Below are 22,538 nucleotides of genomic sequence, written 5' to 3' on the forward strand. Positions count from 1 at the left end.
ATCGATGCGGTGCCGCGCGACTCCGGAGCGGCTGCGTCGCCGCGCCGCGCTGTTGGACGTGACCGCGGCCCGCGTCTATAACCGGCGCGATCCGCCGCGCCCGCACGCCCTCGCGTGGCGCAGTTGTCACCTGTCCGGGGTTCCGCCATGCCGTCCGACACACCGACCCCGCCGGCCACCGGTCCTGAAGGACGCCGCGGTTTCCGGCGCGCGCTCGCCGCTGGCGAGACCTGGTCGCTTGCCTGTGTGGCATTTGGCTGGATCGCCGGTGTCAGTCTGCTGTTCCTGCTCTTTCCAGCGCTCGACCTGGCCGCCACGCGGCTCTTCTACGATCCGACGGCCGGCTTCTGGGTTTCCGCCCATCCCTTCTTCATGCGGCTGCGTGAGCTGGGGCCGTTTCTCGTCAAGCTGATCGCCGGGGCCTGCGTTGCGCTGGTGCTTGCCGCTGCCTTCCTGCCTGATCTCGGCCGGCGGATCGCGCTGCGCCCGCAGCTGTTCCTGCTCTCGACACTGGCGCTCGGGCCCGGCCTGCTCGTCAATGCGGTGCTCAAGAACAACTGGGGCCGGCCGCGGCCTGTCATGGTCGAGGCGTTCGGCGGCGATGCGCCCTATGTTCCGGTCTGGCAGATCAGCACTTACTGCGACACCAATTGCTCCTTTGTCTCCGGCGAGGGCTCGTCGAGTTTCTGGCTGGTGTCGCTTGCCTTTCTCGTTCCGGTTGCCTGGCGGGCCGGGGTTCTGGCCGCCGTCTTGCCGCTCTGCCTGGCGCTGTCGCTGAACCGGGTCGCCTTTGGCGGCCACTTCCTCTCCGATACGCTGCTTGCCTGGGGGCTGACCTTCGCCGTCATCCTGGCCGTGCGTTTCGGTCTCTACCAAATGCCGGGGGCGGAAAGCCGCGCGCGGCGTTCCCGGGAGAGCTTCGACCGGCTGGCCGCGCGCCTGCGCAAGGCGATTTTGCGTGCGGCGGGCGCGGCTGCGGTTGCGGTTCGCCGCTTCTTCGCCATGTTTGCCTGACGGTCTTCCATTTTCCCGCCGCCATCGCATGCGATGGCGGCTCAGGCTCCCCGCGTCGGCTTGTGGAAATCCGCGTGGCGCTTGCCAACCGGTTCAATTTCGGCAGGGATGGGAGAAGACGGGATGATGTAGTCGCCCCGCTTGATCTCTCCAGGCGTCCTTTTCCAGCACGAAGGCATGATGACCCAGACTGACCCCCGGACGAAGGTGACGGAAGACGGAGCATCTCCGGCTGCCGCTCCTCTTGCGTCCGGTTCCGGCAGCGCGGACCCGGCCGTCGCACCGGGATCGCGGGGGAAGCGGCGGCGGGTCTGGCCGGTCGCGCTGCTCGTCGCGCTCGCGCTGTTGATCGGGTTCTATGTGGGCAGTTTCATCCGCTTTGCCGATGCGGTGGCGCGGCTGAGCGCCATTGATGCTCCGGAAGCCGCGCCCCAGGCGGACGCCATCGTCGTGCTGACCGGGGGCAGCGAGCGGGTCAAGATCGCGCTCGACCTCCTGGCCGAGGGGCGCGCCGAGCGCCTGCTCATCTCCGGCGTCCATCCGGACACGACGCCGCGCCAGATCGTCAGCCTGACCGAGAGCGACATGGCGCTTTTCGACTGCTGCGTCGATCTTGACCGCAATGCCAACAACACGCTGGAGAACGCCTCGGAGACGGCGAAATGGGCGCATGACGGCGGCTATACGAGCTTGCTCGTCGTCACCAGCGCCTATCACATGCCGCGCGCCCTGTTGGAGCTGCGCTCGGCCGCCGACGATGTGGACCTCATCCCGGTCGCGGTGCAGGCGAACGGCATGGAGTTTCGCCGCTGGTATCTCGATCCGCAGGTTTCGCTGCTTCTTCTGCGCGAGCAATTGAAGTATATGCTCTCCTGGCTCAGGATCGTCATGTCGACCGGCAGATTGCCGGGCTGAGGGCGCGCCGCGATGCCGCGGGTCCCGGCGACGGGACCTTGCATTCCAGATCCGAACCTCTTTGCCGGCCGGACCCACCATGATCCTCCTGCGTTCCCTCGTCTTCCAGTTCCTGTTCTACGTCTCGACGCTCGTGCTGATGGTCGTCTCGCTGCCGGTCTTCGCGCTGCCTCGCAGCACCGGCTGGCCGGTGGTGCCATTCTGGGCGCGGGTCAATCTGGCGCTGCTGCGCTGGATCGTCGGGCTTGGGGTCGAGTTTCGCGGTCTGGAGAACATTCCCGAGGGCGGCTTCATCGTCGCCGCCAAGCACCAGTCGGCCTGGGAGACCTTTGCGCTGCTGCCGCATTTTCCGGCTCCGGTCTATGTGCTGAAGCGGGAGCTGCAGTACATTCCGATCTTCGGCTGGTACACGATGAAGTTCAATCAGATCCCGGTTGATCGCGGCAAGCGCTCGGTGGCGCTCGCCGCTATGACCGAGCGCGCGCGCGAGGCGGTCGAGAAGGGGCGGCAGATCCTGATCTTTCCCGAAGGAACGCGGCGCGGCGCCGGCGAGGAGCCGCGCTACAAGCATGGCGTTGCCTATCTCTACCGCCAGATCGGCTGCCCGGTGCTGCCGGTGGCGGTCAACTCCGGCCTCTACTGGCCGCGCCGGGGCTGGGCGCTCTTTCCAGGCAAGGTGATCGTCGAGTTCCTGCCGCCGATCCCTCCTGGCAAGGATATCGAGACCTTCTACGGGGAGATGGTGGAAGCCGTCGAGGAGGCTTCAGACCGGCTGATCGGCGAGGCTGCGGCCTCCGGCTGCCGCTCGCCGGTGATTGAGCGCGCCGCCGCCCGCATGGCGGCGCGGGGCAAGCCGCTGAACCTCTCCTGAGCGGGCTCTCCCGCCAGGGGCTGCACGGGGCGCGGCGAGCCGAACCCGGGGCGCTGCATTTGCTCTGGCGCCTGTTCCCTGTCCGTTCTATATTGTGGCCATGACCAAGGGTTGCGCTAAGGCGCAGCCGGTGGCTGGCGATGCGCCGGCCCCGCGCGCTGTGGAAGATCTCGGTCTTGGCGACCGATACCGGTATCTCGTCGGCGCCTCCGGGCGTCGCTATCTCTTTACGCGCGTTTCCTTTGACAGCCTCGAGGACTATCGCGGCGCCGTGGTCGTGCTTGAGCGGCCCGCGCCGCGGCGCAAGCGCGGCCTGGCCCAGCCCGAGCTGGAGATCGTCTGCGGGGAGACGGCCGGTGACGCGGAGGATGCCGTGGCCGCCGTCGGTGAGGATGACCCAGACGGGGCGCCGGCCGGTCCGGTCGTGCCGGTGTGGTTCGGCGAGGTCGACCGCGACGGCCGCCGCCGGGGGGCGCCGCTGCCGCGGGCGGGGCGGCGACCTTTTGTCGCGCTGGTGCACCTTCTGGCCGGCGATGCGGCCTCGCGGCGCGACGTGCTTGACGATCTCGAGGGCGGCATCGGCCAGAACGACTGAACCGCGGTCGGGCTGGGGACGCTGCGTCCGCCCGCGCTTTGGCGTCCGGGCGTCTACGGGTTCCTCCTCAACATACGAAAGAACGAAGCGGGTGAAGTGGACGCCCGCCGTGCGCGACACCATAATGCGCTGCGAAGACCGGGGCGCCTGACGCTCCGGCGTGCCGCGACATGCATTCGGGAGGATTATATGTCCGAGACCATCTATCCGGTTCCGGCGTCGGTTGCCGCCAACGCGCTCGTCGACAAGGACAAGTACCGGGAAATGTATGAGGCGTCGGTGTCCGATCCCTCGGCGTTCTGGGGAGAGCACGGCAAGCGCGTCGACTGGATCAAGCCCTACACCAAGGTCAAGAACACCAGCTACGATCCGCATGACGTGTCGATCAAGTGGTTCGAGGACGGCACGCTCAACGTTTCGGCCAATTGCGTCGACCGGCATCTGGCGACGCGCGGCGACAAGCCGGCGATCATCTGGGAGGGCGACGATCCGTCCGAGCACAAGGTGATCACCTACAAGGAGCTTGCCCACGAGGTGAACCGCTTCGCCAACGTGCTCCACGCGATGGGGGTGAAGAAGGGCGACCGGGTCACGATCTACCTGCCGATGATCCCCGAGGCGGCCTATGCCATGCTCGCCTGTGCGCGCGTCGGCGCGGTGCATTCCGTGGTTTTCGGCGGCTTTTCCCCGGACAGCCTGGCGCAGCGCATTTCCGGCTGCGAAAGCAGGGTGGTGATCACCGCCGACGAAGGTCTGCGCGGCGGCCGCAAGGTGCCGCTGAAGGCCAATGTCGACAAGGCGGTCGAGAAGCTTTCCGTCGACAAGGTGGTGGTGGTGCGCCGCACCGGCAGCGACATCGCCATGCAGGCCGGGCGCGATGTCTGGTATCACGAGGAGGTCGAGCGGGTCTCCGACCATTGCGAGCCGGTCGAGGTGAACGCCGAGGATCCGCTGTTCATCCTCTACACCTCCGGCTCGACGGGCCAGCCCAAGGGCGTGCTGCACACCTCGGGCGGATATCTCGTCTATGCCTCGATGACGCATGAATATGTCTTCGACTGCAAGGACGAGGATATCTACTGGTGCACCGCGGACGTGGGTTGGGTCACCGGCCACTCCTACATCCTCTACGGCCCGCTCGCGAATGGCGCGACAACGCTGATGTTCGAGGGCATTCCGACCTATCCCTCGCCCGCCCGCTTCTGGGAGGTGGTCGACAAGCACAAGGTCTCGATCTTCTACACCGCGCCGACGGCGATCCGCTCGCTGATGGGCGCCGGTGTCGAGCATGTCGCCAAGACCGATCGCTCGTCGCTCAGGATCCTGGGCTCGGTCGGCGAGCCGATCAACCCGGAAGCCTGGCAGTGGTATTACGACCACGTCGGCGACGGACGCTGTCCCATTGTCGACACCTGGTGGCAGACGGAAACGGGCGGCATCCTGATCACGCCGCTTCCCGGGGCGACGGACCTGAAGCCGGGGTCGGCGACGCTGCCGTTCTTCGGCGTGCAACCGGCGCTGGTCGACGCGGAAGGCTCTATTCTTGAAGGGGCTACGGAAGGCAACCTGGTGCTGCTGGACAGCTGGCCGGGGCAGATGCGGACGGTCTACGGCGACCACGAGCGCTTCGTGCAGACCTACTTCTCGACCTACAAGGGCATGTATTTCACCGGCGACGGCTGCCGGCGCGACGCGGACGGGTATTACTGGATCACCGGCCGCGTCGACGACGTGATCAATGTCTCCGGCCACCGCATGGGCACGGCCGAGGTGGAGTCGGCGCTGGTCGCCCATCCGAAGGTGTCGGAAGCGGCGGTCGTCGGCTATCCGCACAACCTCAAGGGCCAGGGCATCTATGTCTATGTGACACTGATGGAGGGCGAGGAGCCGAGCGACGCGCTCGCCAAGGAGCTGCGCGACTGGGTGCGCAAGGAGATCGGACCGATCGCCTCGCCGGATCTGATCCAGTTCGCGCCGGGCCTGCCGAAGACCCGTTCCGGCAAGATCATGCGCCGCATCCTGCGCAAGATCGCCGAGGACAGCTTCGACAACCTTGGCGACACCTCGACGCTGGCGGATCCGGCCGTGGTCGAGGATTTGATCGAGAACCGGCAGAACCGGCCGGCCTGATCGGCCTGCCGGGTCGCAAGGCCACGCGTCGAGACGCATGTGAAAAAGGGGCGGGCCGGGAAACCGGGCCGCCCTTTTTGCAGGGTGCCCTCAACTACGCCAAAGCGCGGCGTTTCCTGCAAGTTTGCAATGAAAACAACGCAAACTTGTCGCTTTCGAAGACGAGATTGTCACGCGGCTACGGGCGTCCTGGCGCGGCGGCGCCTGCAATGCGCACCCGGCCCTGGACGGGGATAGAGGCACGTCCCGCGGGTCGGCGCGAAGGCGGATCCGTCCCTCAGTTCGAACAGATCGCCTCGACGGCGGCGACGGCGCGCGGATCATCGGTCACAGGTGCCCAGGCCGCGTCTGCGACGGCGGCGGGGTCGGCGGTCTCGCCGGGCAGCAGGTCGATGCGGCGGCGGCTCTCGCAGTCGTAGATCTGGACGATGTGGCGCACCGGCTCGTAGCGGGTGAAGAGGCTGAGGCGGATCCGGCGGAAGCGCGGGTCCTTCGCATTGGGCTCGATCGTGTCGAGATCGACGGCGGCGAAACGGTTGATCTTCGGCCGCACCAGCGTCCAGGGCTGGAGCGGGTTGCTGGTCTCGTAGCTGCCGACGACCATCATCGACGGCGGCAGGCTGCCGGAGGTCATGTCGAACCAGCCGTAGTCCATCCAGACGGTGAAGCCGAACATGCCGATGCCGGCGACCGCCGGGGCGAGCCAGCGCGGCAGGCGGCCGCCGAGAAGGCGATTGGCGATCATGACGAGGCCGGCGAGGGCCGCGCCAAGGGCGACGGTGCTCATGAGCAGAAGAAACATCGTCGGTCTGGACTTTCCTGACTGGCGGGCCGGGCCGCGAGAGGCCGGCGCGTGAACGAAAGGGCGTAAAAGGGCTGTCGGCGCGACCGGCTGTTTCGGGCCGGCCCGCCGCGAGCCTAGACCATCTGGTTGCCGTGACCGATGGCCGATTGCAAGGTCTTGATGACGCCGAAGGCGTCCTTGAGGTGGTTGCGCTCGAGCGCCGAAAGGGTGCTCGGGGCCATGAAGTTGTCGGGCTTCCCGCCCTCGCGCACTTGGCGCGCCTGATGGGCGAGACGGATGTTGCAGATCAGGTCGTAGGCGTCGATCAGGTCGCTGCCGCCGGACTGGCTGAGCACGCCGGCGTCGCGGGCGGCGAACAGGCGCTCGCGGGTGTTGACCGGGCTGAGCGCGCCGGTGAGCGCGTAAAGGCGGGCCAGATCGACGACCGGCACGACGCCGGAGTGCTTCAGGTCGAGCGTGTCCTTGTGCTCGCCGCCACGGATCAGGGCGAAGCCGCGAAACAGGCCGAGCGGCGGCGTGTGCTTGAGCGAATTGGCAGCCATATGGGCGCGGAAGATCGAGTTCCTGCGCGCCGCCTCCAGTGTCGTTGCCTGCATGCCGGCGAAAAGCGCCGTATCGCCGTGGATCGGACGCAGGTCGAACATGACGCTGGCCAGCATCTGCGCCATCGGATCGGGCCGGGCGATCCAGCCGGCGAAATAGTCGCGCCACACGGAAGCGGGCTGCCGCCAGCGCGGGTTGGTCGCCATCATGTCGCCGGGACAGAAGAAATAGCCGCAGGCGTCGAGCCCTTCGGAAACGAGGCGGGCGAACTCGGCGAACCAGCCGTCATGTCGCGCCGGATCGAAGGCGTCGTCGAGGATCAGGCAATTGTCCTGGTCGGAAACACCGGTCTGCTCGCGCCGCCCCTGCGAGCCGCAGGCAAGCCAGAGATAGGGAACCGGCGCCGCACCGAGGCGGGCCTCGGCGAGCGCGATCAGCCGCCGGGTCAGCGCGTCGGTGACGGAGGTGACGAGATGGCCGATGCGGTAGGCCTCGACGCCGAGGCCGACGAGCTGGGCGAGAAGCTGCGGCACGCGGCCGACGACGGCGGCGAGCGCGTCGATGTCGGTCAGCCGGGCAATGTCGGCAACCAGCGCGGCGGCGGAAAGCGACTGGCGGCTGACCAGATTGGTGCGCGTGACGATGCCGACGGGGCGGCCATCCTCGACGACGGGCAGATGGCCGATGCCGCGTCCGCTCATGACAAGCAGCGCGTCGAACATGGTTGCGCTCGGCGGCAGGGCGGCGGGATCCGGCGTCATCACGGCAGAGACGGGCACGAGCGGATCGCGGCCGGCGGCGAGGACGCGGGCGGTGAGGTCACCGGAGGTGAGAATTCCGGCAAGCCGCTCGGCGGTGCCGACCAGAACGCAGGAAATCGACTTCTCCGCCATGATGCCGGCGGCGGCGCGGGCGCTCATGTCGGTGGGGACGATCACCGGTGTCGTGGTCATCAGTTCCCGGAGGTCGACGGAGATCTCGGCCGCCGCCCCTTCTGCCTGGGCGGCGATGCGGCGATGACCGACGTCGCGCATCCGGTCGAAATAGGCCGCGAAGGCCGGGTAGCGGGCGGCAAGATCGTGAAAGCAGGCGGCCGGGATGACGAGGACGCGGGTCGGGGTCGTCGCCGTGGCGGTGAGCTGGGCGATGCCGTTGCGCATCAGGCTGCGGGCGCCGAAGCCCTCGCCCGACAGGCAGCGCGAGATCAGTGCGCCTTCCGCCGAGGTCAGGTCGACCTCGCCGGTTTCCACGGCATAGAGCGCCGTTACCGTCTCGCCGGCGGCGAAGAGCTGCGTGCCGGGGGGGATGTCGCGCGGCGTGGCGGCGGCGGCCAGCGCTTCCAGCTCGCGCATGGGCAGGAGGTCGAACGGATGGTGGCGCTCGAAAAAGCGGCACTTGTCGGGACTGCTGAACGTGGCTGTGTCGGACGTCATGACCCGCATCTCCTCCCGGGAACGGCGGCGGTGTTCCGATGCTACGGCAGGAAAGGCCGTCTGTCCCGGGCGAAGCGGGCAAAGACGAACCCCGCCCGGTGAGGGGCGGGGTTCGGGTTCGAGCGGCCCGGATCGCGGGATCCGGGCCGGGACATCAGTGGTCGGTGGCCGCGCCGGCGCCGCGCGGAACGCGCACGGACTCGACAAGCTCCTGGATCTCCAGCGGAGGCTCCGCCGTCTGCATCGAGACGATGTAGGCCGCCGCGAAGTTGAAGATCGCGCCGATCGTGCCGAAGGAGGCCGGCGAAATGCCGAAGAGCCAGTTTGCCGGCGTGTTCGGCAGCAGGTTCGTGCCCGGAATGAAGAACATGCCGAGGTAGGTGAACACATAGCCGACGGTCACGACCAGTCCGACGAGCATGCCGGTGATCGCGCCGGCCGAGTTGATGCGCTTCGAGAAGATGCCCATCATCAGGACCGGGAAGATCGAGGCGGCGGCGAGGCCGAAGGCGAGCGCCACGGTCTGGGCCGCGAAACCGGGGGGGTTGAGACCCAGGTAGGTGGCCAGAATGATCGCGCCGGTCATCGCGATACGGGCGGCGTTGAGCTCGCCCTTCTCGGAAATGCCCGGGTTGAACACCGACTTGATCAGATCATGCGAGATCGCCGAGGAAATGGCGAGCAGCAGACCGGCTGCCGTCGACAGGGCGGCGGCGAGGCCACCGGCGGCGACGAGTGCGATCACCCAGCCGGGAAGCCGTGCGATCTCCGGGTTGGCCAGCACCAGGATGTCCTGGTTCACGGACAGCTCGTTGCCCTTCCAGCCGAAGCCTTCCGCCTTCGTGGCATAGGCCGCGTTCTTGTCGTTGTAGAACTGGATGCGGCCGTCGCCATTCTTGTCGTCAAACTTCAGAAGTCCGGTCTGCTCCCAGTTCTTGATCCACTGCGGACGCTCCGTATAGAGCAGGTTGCCGTCCTCCGCGCCGACAGGGCCGGTCTGGATCGTGTCCATGATGTTGAGACGCGCCATCGCACCGACCGCCGGGGCGGTGAGGTAGAGAAGGGCGATGAAGACCAGCGCCCAGCCGGCCGACCAGCGCGCATCCGCCACCTTGGGCACCGTGAAGAAGCGGATGATGACATGCGGAAGGCCCGCGGTGCCGATCATCAGCGACATGGTGAACAGGAACATGTTCAAGGTGTTGGAGTGGTGCCCGGTGTAGCTGGCGAAGCCGAGGTCGGTCACCACCTGGTCGAGCTTGGTCAGCAGCGGCACACCGCTCGCGGTGTGGTCGGAGAACAGGCCGAACGCCGGGATGGCGTTGCCGGTCAGCGCGATGGAGATGAAGATCGCCGGGATCGTGTAGGCGGTGATCAGAACCACATACTGGGCGACCTGGGTGTAGGTGATGCCCTTCATGCCGCCGAGCACCGCGTAGACGAACACCACCGCCGAGCCGATCAGAAGGCCCGTGGTCACATCCACCTCGAGGAAGCGGGCGAAGGTCACGCCGACGCCCGTCATCTGGCCGATGACGTAGGTCACGGAGATGACGATCAGGCAAATCACGGCCACGACGCGGGCCGTGGTCGAGTAGAAGCGGTCGCCGATGAACTCGGGAACCGTGTACTTGCCGAACTTGCGCAGATACGGGGCGAGCAGCATGGCGAGCAGCACGTAGCCGCCGGTCCAGCCCATCAGGAAGGTCGAGTTGTCATAGCCGGTGAAGGCGATCAGGCCGGCCATGGAGATGAAGGAGGCGGCCGACATCCAGTCGGCAGCGGTTGCCATGCCGTTCATGACCGGGTGAACGCCGCGGCCGGCGGCATAGAACTCGCCGGTCGTGCCCGCGCGGGCCCAGATGGCGATGCCGAAGTAGAGCGCGAAAGACAGCCCCACGACGATGTAGTTGAGGGTTGTTTGATCCATCACTGATGTCTCCCGCTTATTCTTCTTCGACGCCGAACTGGCGATCGATGGCGTTCATGCGCCAGGCGTAGAAGAAGATCAGAACCAGGAATACGAGGATCGATCCCTGCTGGGCGAACCAGAAACCAAGGTCGGTGCCGCCGACCTTGATGCCTGAAAGGACGGGACGAAGCAGGATGCCCATCCCGAAGGAGACGACAAACCAGACGATCAGAGAATTCCGGATCAGGGCCAGATTGGCTTTCCAATAGGCCCGGCCGGACTCATTGCCAGTGCTCATAGAAGTTCCTCCACTCACGACTTCTTGCTCGCACGGGACAAGGGTCTTTCGGATTGCCGCGCCGATCGGCCCCATGGGGCCATGCCGCTGCGTCTTTCCGTATCGTGGCTTCACGGGTGCTCCTCCAGCACCGCGGGCCGCCCCCGTCCCGGCTGCCGGAGCACCGCCTGAAGGCGGCCAGCCGGCCAACGAAGCACGCCGCAAGGTTGCGCGCGCACCGTCTCGATCCCGACCTTAACCGCAAGCGGAAAGCGGGCGAACCGCGACATTGGGATAATACGGGCCACCGCCGCGCGGGTGACGGTGGTCGCGCCGAGAGGGGGAGAGCTTCAGGAAAAAGTGTTTCTCAGCAGTCGCTTGCCGGTTTCGCAGAGGCCTTTTCGACGACGCGGGCGAGGGCGATGCGAAGCGCCTCCGCCTCGTCCTCGCCGATGGTCTCGACAAGGCGCGCCTGATGCACCTCGGCCCTGGCAATGAGCGTGTCGACGCGGCTTTCGCCCTCGTCGCTCAGCCGCACCCAGACCCGGCGGCGGTCGTTCTCGTCGGCGATCCGGGTGACGAGCCCGCCGGCGACGAGCTTCTCGACGGTCTTCGACATGGCCGGCTGGTTGGCCAGGCAGCGGCGGGCGAGCTCGCCGATGGTGAGCCCGGGCGTGCCCTTGAGCGAGGCGAGCACCCGCCACACGGGCACCGGCACGCCGAGGCCGCGCAGCTCCTCGTGAAACTCGGCGCTGGCGATGCTGGAGGCGCGCGCCAGAAGGTAGAGCAGGTAGCCGTCGACGAAGCGGCCCCGTGCCGGACTTGCGGGGTCCCCCACCTCAGCGGCCCCGTGCGGAGGCAAGGCCGGGCACGGCGTAGTGCGGCCGGGCGTAGCGGCCGGAATGGAAGATCAGCGGTACGCGATCGGCCTCCTCGAAGGCCTCGACGCGGCCGAGGAAGACGATGTGGTCGCCACCCTCGACGCGGGTTTCGTTGCGGCACTCGAAGACGGCGGTGACACCGGCGATCACCGGCATGCCGCAGACGCCCGGGGTCCAGTCGACATCTGCGAAACGGTCCTCTGCCGGGCGCGCGAAGCGGTCGGACAGGCCGTGCTGGTCGGCGGCGAGAATGTTGATGGCGTAGTGGCGCGCCTCCTCGAACAGGGCGAGGTTGCGCGAGCGTCGCGCCAGGCTCCACAGCACCATCGGCGGATCGAGGGAGACCGAATTGAAGGAATTGGCGGTGAGGCCGATCGGCCGGCCGGCGTCGTCCAGCGTGGTGACGATGGTCACCCCGGTGACGAAGCGCCCGAGCGCGGCGCGAAATCGGCGGGCATCCTCCGGCGCCAGCCCCGGCCCCGGTTCGGCGTCCTTCCCGGTGTCGGCGCGCGCGTCGTCGGTCATGGCGTTTCCTCCCCGCGTGCCCGCCGGATGGGCGGGTTACAAAGTTCATGCCTAAAAATATTCCTTTTCATATAATAACTCTGTTGCTACGATCCTCCAAGTTCTTTTCGCTTGCTGCGTGAAACGGGAGGTTCGCGCAAGATCAGACCGGATCCATCCGGCGCGGGCGAGGGGGACGCGAAGCGGGGGCCGGGCGGCGATGCGCCCCGGCGTCGTCCGCGTGGCGCGAAAAGGGGGAGGTCGCTGATGCTGGCCGACAGGATCGAGGGCAAATGGATCGACGCCTTCGAGCGGGTGTTCGCCTTGTGCAAGGTCACCCGTGGCGAACAGGTCGCGATCCTCTCGGAAACCCAGTCGCGGACGCTCAACGTCCATATCGCGGAACTTGCCCTGCAGCGCCTCGGCGCGAAGGTGTTCCACGTGGTGGTGCCGACGCCGCGCCAGGACGCGCCGGTGCCGGTGCGCTCGACTGGTGCCTCGACGGCGCTGGCCGGTCACGACGCGGCGCTCGCGGCGCTCGCCGCCAGCGGCCTTGTCGTCGACCTCACCGTGGAAGGGCTGCTGCATGCGCCCGAACTGCCACGGGTGATCGCCAACGGCGCGCGCGTGCTGATGATTTCCAACGAACATCCCGAGGCGCTGGAGCGGCTGGTGCCGGCCGAGCGCGACAAGGACCGGGTGCGCCAGGCGGTGAAGCTGATCCGCGAGGCCCGGGAGATGCGCGTCACCTCGGCGGCGGGCACCGATCTCACGGTGGCGATGACCGGGGCCTCGACCGTCGGCGTATGGGGCTGGTGCGACCGGCCGGGTTCGGTTGCCCACTGGCCGGCCGGGCTGGTCGTTTCGTTCCCCGCGGCGCACAGCGTCAACGGCACGCTGGTGCTGGACGCCGGCGACATCAACCTCACCTTCAAGCGCTACCTGGAACGCCCGGTACGCCTGACCATCGTCGATGACTACGTGACGCGGATCGAGGGCGAGGGGACGGATGCGGAGCTGACGCGGCGCTACCTGGCCGCCTGGGGCGAGCGCGAGGCCTATGCGGTGGCCCATGTCGGCTTCGGCATGAGCGAGGCGGCGCGCTACGAGGCGCTGACCATGTACGACCAGCGCGAGACCAATGGCACGGAAGTGCGCGCCTATGCCGGCAACTTCCTGTTCTCCACCGGCGCCAACGAGTTCGCCGGCCGCTACACCAAGGGCCATTTCGACATCCCCGTGCGCGGTTGCACGATCTCGCTGGACGGGGTGCCGGCGGTTGTCGACGGCGAGCTGATCGAGGCGCTGCGATGAGCGGCGTGGGCGATCACATCCGCGCGGCGCGCGGAGACCGGGCCGTCGTCTTCCTGCACGGCATCGGCGCGGGCGCGGAAATGTTCCAGCCGCAGATCGAGGGGCTGGGCGCGGGCTTCGACGCCATCGGCTGGAACCTGCCGGGATACGGCGGCACGCCGCTGGTCGACCCGATGACCTTCGAGGCGCTTTCGGCGGCGCTGCTGGGGTTTCTCGACCGGCTGGACCTGCGGCGCGTGACGCTGCTCGGCCATTCCATCGGCGGCATGGTGGCGCAGGATTTCATCGCCCGGCACCCGGAGCGGGTCGAGGCGCTGGTGCTGTCGGCGACCGTGCCCGCGTTCGGCAGCCGCGACGGCTCGTTCCAGACCCGTTTCGTCGCCGAACGGCTCGCCCCCCTCGACGAGGGGCGCACGATCCCCGAGCTTGCGCGGGCCTTTGTGCCTGATCTCGTCGGCTCGGCCAGCGATCCGGCCGCGGTGCCGCTTGCAACGCAGGCGATGGCCCGCGTGCCGGAGGCGACCTATCGGGCCGCGATCCGCTGTCTCGCCACCTTCGACGGGCGCGAGACGCTTGCCCGCATTGCGGTGCCGACGCTGGTCGTCGCCGGGTCTCAGGACCGCAACGGGCCGGCGCCGACCATGCGCAAGATGGCGGAAAAGATCGCCGGCGCCCGCTATGCGGAATTCGAGGGCATTGGCCACCTGGCACCGCTGGAGTGCCCGCAAGCCTATACGGCGCTGCTGCGCGACTTTCTTTCCGGCACCGCCCATTCCGCCCCCGCCCATCCCGCCAACGACAGGCAAGGAGCCTCTTCATGACGCTGCACGAGACAAAGCTCGGCGATGCCGCCGTCGAGGACCAGGACAAGCCGATCTTCGATCCCGACGCCTTTCGCCTGACCGGGCAGGAGGCCGAACTCACGGCTCTGGCGCGCAAGGTGGCGAAGGCGAAATTCGCGCCGCGGGCGGAGACATACGACCGCGAGGCGACCTTTCCGGTCGAGAACTACCGCGACATGCACGAGGCCGGGCTTCTCGGCATCTGCGTGCCGAAGGAAGACGGCGGCCACGGCGCGCCGTTCCGCGCCTACATGATGACGGCGGCCGAGATCGGCCGCTACTGCGGCGCGACGGCGCTGACCTGGAACATGCACGTCTGCTCCTGCCTGTGGACCGGCGCGCTCACCGACGACCTGGAGATGAGCGCGCAGGACCGCGAGCTGCACCGCCGGCGGCGCGCCGTGCACTACGAACGCATCCTCAAGGATGGCGCGATCTACTCGCAGCCGTTCTCGGAAGGCGGCGCGGCGGCCGCGGGCGCGGCCCCGTTCTCGACCTCGGCGAAGCGCGTCGACGGCGGCTGGATCATCAATGGCAAGAAGATCTTCGCCTCGCTCTCGGGCCATGCCGACTATTACGGCGTGCTGTGCGGCGAGATGAAGGAGGGCGAGAAACCCTCGCGCCGGGACACGATGTATATCGCCGTGCCGGCCAGCGCTGAGGGCGTCTCCGTCGTCGGCGACTGGGATCCGCTCGGCATGCGCGGCACGGTCTCGCGCACGCTTCTGTTCAAGGACGTCTTCGTCTCCGACGACGAGCAGCTGATGCCGCGCGGCGTCTACTATCAGGCCGCCAACCGCTGGCCGCACATGTTCATGACGCTGTCACCGACCTACATGGGCATCGCCCAGGCCGCATACGACTTCACGGTGAAATACCTGCGCGGTGAATGGCCGGGCCTGCCGCCGGTGAAGCGGCGGATGTTCCCGACCAAGCAGATCGGCGTCGCCCAGATGCAGATCATGCTGGAACAGACCAAGGCGCTGTGGTTCCAGGCGATCTCCGACGCACGCCCCGACCCCTCCCGCGAGCAGATGCTCAGGGCCTGGGCGGCGCACTACACTGTGATGGAGAACGCCAACGAGATCTGCCAGCTCGCGGTCAGGACCTGCGGCGGCCAGTCGATGCTGAAGTCGCTGCCGCTGGAGCGGCTCTATCGCGACAGCCGCTGCGGATCGCTGATGCTGCCGTGGACGGCGGAGATCTGCCTCGACCGGATCGGCCGCGAGAGCCTCTATCTGCCGGGGGAGAGCGACGCGTGACGACCCTCGACCGCTGGATCGAGGCGCATGCGGCGGAACGGCCCGACAAATGCGCCATCCTCTTCGCCGGCGAGCGTCTCGGTTACGGGGATCTCGGTCGGGCGGTCGGTCGCATCGCCCGCCATCTGCGCGATGCGGAAGGCATCGCCCACGGTGAGCGGGTCGCCTATCTGGGCACCAACGCGCCGGACATGCTGGCGCTGCTCTTCGCCTGCGCCAGGATCGGCGCCATCCTGGTGCCGCTCAACTGGCGGCTGGCGCCGCCGGAGCTTGCCCATGCGCTCGCCGACAGCGGCGCGCGGCTTCTCTATCACCATCCGGATTTTGCGGCGACCGTCGCCGAGATTGCCGGCGGCATCGCCACGCGCCCGGTCGATCCGGCGCGCGGCGGGCTGATCGCGCAAACCGCTGGCGGCGCGTCGCTGGCGGCGGGCGCGGGCGCGGGCCGCGCCGAGGATCCGCTTCTCATCGTCTACACGTCCGGCACCACCGGGCGGCCGAAGGGCGCGGTACTGACCCAGGCGGCGCTCGAGGCCAACGCCGACAACGCCTGCCACATGCAGGAGATCACCGGCGAGGATACGATCCTGACGGTGCTGCCGATGTTCCACGTCGGCGGGCTCAACATCCAGACGACCCCGGCGCTGCGCCAGGGTGCGACGGTGATCCTGCACGACCGGTTCCATCCGGCGGCGACGTTGCAGGCCTTCGCCGACCACCGGCCGACAATGACGGTGCTGGTTCCGGCGACGCTGGTCGCCACCCTGTCGCATCCCGACTGGCCTGGGGCCGATCTTTCGTCGCTGCGGCTCGTCGCCACCGGCTCCTCCGACGTGCCGCTGGTGCTGATGCGCGCCGTCATGGAGCGCGGCGTGCCGGTGCTGCAGGTCTATGGCGCGACGGAGACGGGGCCGGTCGCGATCTACCAGCGCCGCGCCGACCCGCGCGCCGAATTCGGCGCCATTGGCCGCGCCGGGCCAATGACCGAGGCGCGGGTGGTGGTCGACGGCCGTCCGGCCGCACCTGGCGAGATCGGCGAGATCCAGCTGCGCGGCGGCAACATCACCACGGGCTACTGGGGGCGCGAGGACGCGACGCGCGAGAGTTTCGACGGCGGCTGGTTCCGCACCGGCGATCTGGCGTTGCAGGACGAGAATGGTGTCTTCTGGTTCAAGGACCGGATCAAGAACGTGATCATCTCGGGTGGCGAGAACATCTATCCGGCGGAGCTGGAGCGGGTTCTTGGCGAGATCGCCGGGTTGAGCGAGGCGGCGGTGGTTGGGGTCGCCGACGCACGCTGGGGCGAAAGTCCTGTCGCCGTGGTGGTGCCGCGCTCCGGCACGGCCGTGACGCCCGAGGCGGTGCTTGCCGGCTTCGATGGTCGGCTGGCCCGCTACAAACACCCGAAATCCGTCGTTCTGGTGGAGGAGTTGCCGCGCAACGCGCTCGGCAAGATCAAACTGGATATGCTCCGTAAAATCGCCGAGGATGCACTCGGTGGGCGGAGCGGCAGTGTTCGCGACACGGTCAAGGACCCAAAGAAGGCCTGACCCGCACCGCGTTCTTTTGTCAATGAGGGGAACAACATGCGGAAATTTCTTGCGATGCTGGCCGGCGTTGCCGCGCTCGGCCTTGCCACCTCCGCCTCGGCGGAAACCACCCTGCGCGTCTCCAACTGGCTGCCGCCGTCGCACCCGATCGTGAAGGACATTCTCGCGCCCTGGGGCGAGCAGGTGGCGGAGGCGACCAACGGCCGGGTCAAGGTGGAGATCATGGCCTCGCCGATCGGCAAGCCGCCGGCGCAGTTCGACCTGATCCGCTCCGGCGTCGCCGACGTCGGCTACAGCGTGCACGGCTATACGCCCGGCCGCTTCAAGCTGACGCCGCTGGTCGAGGGGCCGTTCCTCTCCGACAGCGCCGAGGCGCTGTCCGTTGCCTACTGGCGCGTGCAGGAGGCGATGCTGTCCAAGGCCAACGAGCATGACGGCGTCAAGCTGCTGACCGTCTTCACCCATGGCCCGGGCATGATCTACACGACCAAGAAGGAGGTCGCCTCGCTCGACGACCTTTCGGGGCTGAAGATGCGCATCGGCGGCGGCATCGTCTCCGAGGTCGCCTCGCGGCTCGGCATGATCGGCGTGCAGGCGCCGTCGCCGCAGGTCTACGAGATCCTGTCGAACGGCGTGGCCGACGGCATTCTCTTCCCGGCTGAATCCGTGCCCTTCTTCCGCATCGACGAGGTTATCCGTCATGGCATTTCGGTGCCCGGGGGCCTCTACAACACGTCCTTCTTCGTCATCATGAACCGGGACAGCTGGAACCGGCTGTCGGACGAGGACAAGGCGGCGATCGACAAGGTGTCGGGCGAGGCGATGGCCCGGCTCGCGGGCAAGGCCTGGGACGCGGCCGACGCGGCCGGAACCAAGACCATGCTCGACAAGGGCGTGACGCTGGCCCCCGCCGACGACGCCATGACGGCGGCGATCGTCGAAAAGCTGGAAGGCATCAACGACGGCTTTCTCGCGGCGGCGAAGGCCGCCGGCATCGACGGCAAGGCCGCCCTCGACATGCTGAGGGCCGAGGTCGCCGCGGCGAAATGACCGATGCGACCTCCGGTCCGGCGAAGCGTCCGGAGCCTGACGGCCCCGGACGCGCCGTCGCCATCGCCGGGCGCGTGCTGCATGTGCTCGCGGCGCTGATCCTGCTGGCAATGATGCTCGTCACCTTCGTCGACGTCATCGGCCGCTATCTCTTCAACGCCCCGCTGCCCGGCGCCTTCGAGCTGACGGAAGTGCTGCTGGCGCTCGTCATCTTTGTCGGCCTGCCGATCGTCACCGCGCGCCGCGATCATGTCACCGTCGATCTCGTCACGGCACGGCTGCCGCGGCTGCCGCGCGCCGTGCTCGCACGGCTCGCGCTGGCGGCGACGGCGGTCATGCTGGCGATCCTCGCCTGGCGGCTTGGCATCAGCGCCCGCGACTTCTCGGCCTATGGCGACGCCACGGTCTACCTGGGCATCCCGCTCGGACCCGTCGCCGGGGTGATGGCCGGTTTCACCGGTATCTCCGCGCTGGTGGCGTTCGTCCTCGTCTTCCGGCGCGACTGACGCCGCGCCGGCCGTCCCGATCCCGGCGCGGGACCCTGGGGCCCCGCGCCCTGGACCCACCAAAGCGTTGCCGCGCCTGACGGGGCATTCCCAAGGATTTCAGCATGGAAACCTGGCTTCCCGGCCTTCTTCTCCTTCTCGTCGTGATGTTCGCCGGCGTTCCCATCGCTTTTGCCATGGCGGCGGTGGGCGGCGTCGGCCTGACCCTGATCCTCGGCTTTACCCCGGCCATGGCGATCATCGGGCAGACGACCTTCGACACGGGCCTTTCCTACTCGCTCTCGGTGGTGCCGCTCTTCGTTCTGATGGGCAACCTGGTGACGCGGGCGGGGCTTTCCGATGAACTCTATGCCGCCTGCCACGCCTGGCTCGGGCACCGGCGCGGCGGCCTCGCGATGGCGCCCGCCGTCGCCTGCGGCGGCTTTTCCGCCGCCTGCGGCTCGTCGCTGGCGACGGCTGCCACGATGGGCAAGGTGGCGCTGCCGCAGATGCGGCGCTACCGCTACGACGACGGACTGGCGAGCGGCGTCATCGCCGCCGGCGGCACGCTCGGCATCCTCATCCCGCCGAGCGTGATCCTGGTGATCTACGGCGTCACCGCCCAGCAGGACATCGCCCGGCTGTTCATCGCCGGCATCGTGCCGGGGGTGCTCGGCATGCTCGGCTACATGGCTGCGGTTCGCGTCGTGTGCTGGGTGAACCCGCTGGCCGGGCCGCCGGCGGAGCGCATGGGCTACGCCGAGCGCTTCGCCGCCCTGCGCGGCGTGACCGGCATCCTGGCGCTTTTCGCGCTCGTCATCGGCGGCATTTACGCCGGCGCCTTCACCGCGACGGAGGCCGCCGGCATCGGTGCCAGCGGCGCCTTCCTCATTGCCCTTTTCCGGGGACGGCTGACCTGGTCGAACCTGCTTGAAACGCTCGCCGACACGGCGGCGACCACGACCATGATGTTCATGGTGCTGATCGGGGCGCTGGTGTTCTCCAATTTCGTCAACATCGCCGGTCTGCCGACGGCGCTGGCCGACATGGCGCGGGCCTCCGACCTGCCGGCGCCGGCGATCCTGGCGCTGGTGCTGCTGGTCTATCTCTGCCTCGGCATGGTGCTCGAAAGCCTGTCCATGGTTCTGCTGACGGTGCCGATCTTCGCGCCGCTGATGGGCGGCCTCGGCTACGACCTCGTGTGGTTCGGCATCGTCGTCGTGGTGGTGACCGAGATCAGCCTGATCACCCCGCCCGTCGGGCTCAACGTCTTCGTCCTGAAGACGGTCATGCCCGATGTGCCGATGGGCAAGATCTTTCGCGGCATCGTTCCCTTCGTCATCGCCGACGTGGTGCGGCTGGCGCTGATCGCGAGCGTTCCCGCGCTGGTGTTGTTCCTGCCGAACATGATGCGCTGAGGCGGCGGCGCGGCGCGGGCGCGCAATCGCGCCTTGACCCGCATCGCCGTTTTGCGCCATTGAAGAGGCTTGGGCACGGCAAGGCCTCCGCGGAACCGCGGCGGGGGAGCCTTGGCGACATGCGGACAGCGCGGTATCGAGGGACAGGGTGAGCGACCGACAGGTGGACGCCCGGGCAGACTACCGGGGGACCGGGATCGACGGCGCGCCGACCGGCGCCGGCCGCATCCTTGCGCCCGTGCCCGCCTGTTCCACGCGCCGCCTGTGCCGCATCGTCATGCAGGACCGCCGCCGTCTGCCCGCACGCTTCCACGCCAGGCTGAGCGCCACGTTCGACGCCGGCCCGCTTGCGCCCGCGCCGAAGCTGTCAGCCTGAGCGGACCCGACGCGCCTTTCGCGCGGTCCGGCGGGACCGACCCGACCCGGTGCCCCTTTCCGTTTCGCGAAATTCTCCGACGCCCTTTTCCGAGGAGCCAGCCATGAGCACGCCACGCAGCCTTTACGACAAGATCTGGGACGACCATGTCGTCAACACGCAGGAGGACGGCACGTCGCTCCTCTACATCGACCGCCACCTGGTGCATGAGGTGACGAGCCCGCAGGCCTTCGAGGGTCTGCGCATGACCGGCCGCAAGGTGCGCCAGCCCGGCAAGACGCTCGCGGTTGTCGACCACAACGTGCCGACCACCGACCGCAGTCACGGCATCGACGATCCGGAATCGGCGCTGCAGGTGGAGACGCTGGCGAAGAACTCGGCCGAGTTCGGCGTCGAGTACTACAGCGAGACCGACGACCGCCAGGGCATCGTCCACATCGTCGGTCCCGAGCAGGGCTTCACCCTGCCGGGCATGACCATCGTGTGCGGCGACAGCCACACCTCGACGCATGGCGCCTTCGGCGCGCTCGCCCACGGCATCGGCACCTCGGAGGTCGAGCATGTGCTCGCCACCCAGACGCTGATCCAGAACAAGGCGAAGAACATGCGCGTGACCGTCGACGGCATTCTGCCCGACGGCGTCACCGCCAAGGACATCATCCTGGCGATCATCGGCGAGATCGGCACGGCCGGCGGCACCGGCCATGTCATCGAATACGCCGGCGAGGCGATCCGTGCGCTGTCCATGGAAGGGCGCATGACGATCTGCAACATGTCGATCGAGGGTGGCGCGCGCGCCGGCCTGATCGCACCCGACGAGAAGACCTTCGACTACATCAAGGGCCGGCCGAAGGCGCCGACGGGTGCCGACTGGGACAAGGCGGTGGCCTACTGGAAGACGCTCTTCACCGACGAGAACGCCCACTTCGACAAGGAGATCCGGCTCGACGCGGCGAACCTGCCGCCGATCGTCACCTGGGGCTCCAGCCCGGAGGACGTGATCTCGGTGACCGGCCGGGTGCCGGATCCCGAGCAGATCGCCGATGAGAACCGGCGCGATTCCAAGCGTCGCGCGCTCCAGTACATGGGCCTTGCCGCCGGCACGCCGATCACCGACATCGCCGTCGACCGGGTGTTCATCGGCTCATGCACCAACGGGCGCATCGAGGATCTGCGGGCCGCCGCCGCCGTCATCGGCGGGCGCAAGGTCAAGGAGAGCGTCAGCGCCATGGTCGTTCCGGGCTCCGGCCTGGTGAAGGTCCAGGCGGAGGCCGAGGGCCTCGACAAGGTGTTCAAGGACGCCGGCTTCGAGTGGCGCGAGCCGGGCTGCTCCATGTGTCTTGCCATGAACGCCGACAAGCTCGCCCCCGGCGAGCGCTGTGCCTCGACCTCGAACCGCAACTTCGAGGGACGCCAGGGCTTCAAGGGCCGCACCCATCTGGTGTCGCCGGCGATGGCGGCGGCGGCGGCTCTTGCCGGGCATTTCGTCGACATTCGCGAGTGGCCGAAGGGCTGAACGCGGCCGCGCGCCGCATCGGCGCGGACGACTGACACGACCGCGCGCGGGGAGAGCCTTCCCGCGCGCGTTTTCGCATGACGTCGCGTCCGAAGCGACTTCACAAGACTGTCACTCTCGCTCTACACTATGCGGGCATCCGGGATCGTCACGAGGCGGTTCCGAGGCATCGGCATGAGGAGCGAAGGTGTGAACGTCGCCATCTCTCCAGGTGCTCATCCGGCCCTGGTGCTTAACGCGGACTACCGTCCGCTGGCTTACTACCCGTTGTCGCTATGGTCGTGGCAAGACGCCCTCAAGGCGGTTTTCCTCGACCGGGTCAATATTGTCTCCGAGTACGACGTGCTGGTTCGAAGTCCGAGCAGCGAGTTCAGGCTTCCCAGCGTCGTTTCCCTCAAGAGCTACATCAAGCCCAGCCGGCACCCCGCCTTTACCCGCTTCAATGTTTTCCTGCGCGACCGTTTCCAGTGCCAGTACTGCGGCTCCCGCGAGGAGCTGACCTTCGATCACCTGATCCCGCGCTCCAAGGGCGGCCAGACGACCTGGGACAATGTGATCACCGCCTGCTCTCCCTGCAACCTGCGCAAGGCCAACAAGTCCTGCCGCGACATCAACATGTGGCCGATGCACATGCCTTTCGCCCCGCATGTCCAGGACCTTCACAACAACGGCCGCCTGTTCCCGCCGAACTACCTGCACGAGAGCTGGCTCGATTTCCTCTACTGGGATACCGAACTGGAGCCGTGAGCGGGTGGTCCCGCCGCCGCGTTAAGTCTGCGTCAACCGAGGCGCGCGAATCACCGCGTTCCGGCGCGTGCCTTAACCTTCCGGCATGACCGCCATGG

Annotated in this window: 21 protein-coding genes; 15 read left to right on the forward strand and 6 right to left on the reverse strand. The window is 67.9% G+C overall.

Annotated features, from left to right (window positions below; genetic code table 11):
• The first annotated feature begins 147 nt into the window (after window positions 1-147).
• From ACN0WF_RS03680 to acs, 5 genes are all read left to right on the forward strand, one after another.
• Window positions 148-1,014 carry a phosphatase PAP2 family protein gene (locus tag ACN0WF_RS03680; RefSeq protein ID WP_417771426.1) on the forward strand — a complete coding sequence of 289 codons (867 nt, stop codon included), beginning with the start codon at window positions 148-150 and terminating at the stop codon, window positions 1,012-1,014.
• Window positions 1,015-1,194: 180 nt separating this feature from the next.
• Complete coding sequence (locus ACN0WF_RS03685) at window positions 1,195-1,929, forward strand: YdcF family protein (RefSeq protein ID WP_417771427.1); 735 nt, start codon at window positions 1,195-1,197, stop codon at window positions 1,927-1,929.
• A gap of 79 nt (window positions 1,930-2,008) precedes the next feature.
• On the forward strand, window positions 2,009-2,800 hold the full coding sequence (locus ACN0WF_RS03690; RefSeq protein ID WP_417771428.1) for a lysophospholipid acyltransferase family protein: 792 nt from the start codon (window positions 2,009-2,011) through the stop codon (window positions 2,798-2,800).
• A gap of 100 nt (window positions 2,801-2,900) precedes the next feature.
• Window positions 2,901-3,395, forward strand: coding sequence for a hypothetical protein (locus ACN0WF_RS03695; protein ID WP_417771429.1), 495 nt, complete (start codon window positions 2,901-2,903; stop codon window positions 3,393-3,395).
• A gap of 189 nt (window positions 3,396-3,584) precedes the next feature.
• Window positions 3,585-5,525, forward strand: coding sequence for an acetate--CoA ligase (acs, locus tag ACN0WF_RS03700; protein ID WP_417771430.1), 1,941 nt, complete (start codon window positions 3,585-3,587; stop codon window positions 5,523-5,525).
• Window positions 5,526-5,802: 277 nt separating this feature from the next.
• Here acs and ACN0WF_RS03705 read toward each other — a convergent pair whose 3' ends face one another.
• The 6 genes from ACN0WF_RS03705 to ACN0WF_RS03730 form a co-directional block, all read right to left on the reverse strand.
• Window positions 5,803-6,327, reverse strand: coding sequence for a hypothetical protein (locus ACN0WF_RS03705; protein ID WP_417771431.1), 525 nt, complete (start codon window positions 6,325-6,327; stop codon window positions 5,803-5,805).
• Window positions 6,328-6,443: 116 nt separating this feature from the next.
• The gene (locus ACN0WF_RS03710) at window positions 6,444-8,306 is read right to left on the reverse strand and encodes a DUF294 nucleotidyltransferase-like domain-containing protein (RefSeq protein ID WP_417771432.1); all 1,863 of its coding nucleotides are present in this window, start codon (window positions 8,304-8,306) and stop codon (window positions 6,444-6,446) included.
• Window positions 8,307-8,460: 154 nt separating this feature from the next.
• Window positions 8,461-10,236: a sodium:solute symporter family protein gene (locus ACN0WF_RS03715; RefSeq protein ID WP_417771433.1), complete on the reverse strand. Its 1,776-nt coding sequence runs from the start codon at window positions 10,234-10,236 to the stop codon at window positions 8,461-8,463.
• A gap of 16 nt (window positions 10,237-10,252) precedes the next feature.
• Window positions 10,253-10,516: a DUF4212 domain-containing protein gene (locus tag ACN0WF_RS03720; RefSeq protein WP_417771434.1), complete on the reverse strand. Its 264-nt coding sequence runs from the start codon at window positions 10,514-10,516 to the stop codon at window positions 10,253-10,255.
• A gap of 346 nt (window positions 10,517-10,862) precedes the next feature.
• A complete protein-coding gene (locus ACN0WF_RS03725) occupies window positions 10,863-11,333 on the reverse strand; it encodes a MarR family winged helix-turn-helix transcriptional regulator (protein WP_417771435.1) in 471 nt (156 codons plus the stop codon).
• A gap of 1 nt (window position 11,334) precedes the next feature.
• Window positions 11,335-11,901 carry a flavin reductase family protein gene (locus ACN0WF_RS03730; RefSeq protein ID WP_417771436.1) on the reverse strand — a complete coding sequence of 189 codons (567 nt, stop codon included), beginning with the start codon at window positions 11,899-11,901 and terminating at the stop codon, window positions 11,335-11,337.
• A gap of 246 nt (window positions 11,902-12,147) precedes the next feature.
• On the opposite strand from ACN0WF_RS03730, the gene ACN0WF_RS03735 reads away from it, so the two are divergent.
• The 10 genes from ACN0WF_RS03735 (at window position 12,148) to ACN0WF_RS03780 (ending at window position 22,440) form a co-directional block, all read left to right on the forward strand.
• Complete coding sequence (locus ACN0WF_RS03735) at window positions 12,148-13,194, forward strand: peptidase M29 (protein WP_417771437.1); 1,047 nt, start codon at window positions 12,148-12,150, stop codon at window positions 13,192-13,194.
• The gene (locus ACN0WF_RS03740) at window positions 13,191-14,015 is read left to right on the forward strand and encodes an alpha/beta fold hydrolase (RefSeq protein ID WP_417771438.1); all 825 of its coding nucleotides are present in this window, start codon (window positions 13,191-13,193) and stop codon (window positions 14,013-14,015) included. Before ACN0WF_RS03735 ends, ACN0WF_RS03740 begins: the two co-directional genes overlap by 4 nt.
• Window positions 14,012-15,298 (forward strand): acyl-CoA dehydrogenase family protein, encoded by a 1,287-nt coding sequence (locus ACN0WF_RS03745; protein ID WP_417771439.1) that lies wholly within the window; start codon window positions 14,012-14,014, stop codon window positions 15,296-15,298. The genes ACN0WF_RS03740 and ACN0WF_RS03745 overlap by 4 nt, the downstream gene beginning before the upstream one ends.
• Window positions 15,295-16,848, forward strand: coding sequence for a class I adenylate-forming enzyme family protein (locus ACN0WF_RS03750; RefSeq protein ID WP_417771440.1), 1,554 nt, complete (start codon window positions 15,295-15,297; stop codon window positions 16,846-16,848). Before ACN0WF_RS03745 ends, ACN0WF_RS03750 begins: the two co-directional genes overlap by 4 nt.
• A gap of 36 nt (window positions 16,849-16,884) precedes the next feature.
• Entirely contained in the window at window positions 16,885-17,898 is a 1,014-nt protein-coding gene (locus tag ACN0WF_RS03755; RefSeq protein ID WP_417771441.1) for a TRAP transporter substrate-binding protein, read from the forward strand.
• Complete coding sequence (locus tag ACN0WF_RS03760) at window positions 17,895-18,404, forward strand: TRAP transporter small permease (protein ID WP_417771442.1); 510 nt, start codon at window positions 17,895-17,897, stop codon at window positions 18,402-18,404. Before ACN0WF_RS03755 ends, ACN0WF_RS03760 begins: the two co-directional genes overlap by 4 nt.
• A gap of 104 nt (window positions 18,405-18,508) precedes the next feature.
• Complete coding sequence (locus ACN0WF_RS03765) at window positions 18,509-19,801, forward strand: TRAP transporter large permease (protein ID WP_417771443.1); 1,293 nt, start codon at window positions 18,509-18,511, stop codon at window positions 19,799-19,801.
• 148 nt (window positions 19,802-19,949) lie between these two features.
• On the forward strand, window positions 19,950-20,177 hold the full coding sequence (locus ACN0WF_RS03770; RefSeq protein ID WP_417771444.1) for a hypothetical protein: 228 nt from the start codon (window positions 19,950-19,952) through the stop codon (window positions 20,175-20,177).
• 103 nt (window positions 20,178-20,280) lie between these two features.
• Entirely contained in the window at window positions 20,281-21,693 is a 1,413-nt protein-coding gene (leuC, locus tag ACN0WF_RS03775) for a 3-isopropylmalate dehydratase large subunit (RefSeq protein ID WP_417771445.1), read from the forward strand.
• A gap of 174 nt (window positions 21,694-21,867) precedes the next feature.
• Window positions 21,868-22,440: an HNH endonuclease gene (locus ACN0WF_RS03780; RefSeq protein ID WP_417771446.1), complete on the forward strand. Its 573-nt coding sequence runs from the start codon at window positions 21,868-21,870 to the stop codon at window positions 22,438-22,440.
• Window positions 22,441-22,538 lie beyond the last annotated feature (98 nt).

It is taken from the genome of Stappia sp. (genome assembly GCF_048268045.1).
In the GTDB taxonomy this organism is placed as follows: Bacteria; Pseudomonadota; Alphaproteobacteria; order Rhizobiales; family Stappiaceae; genus Stappia.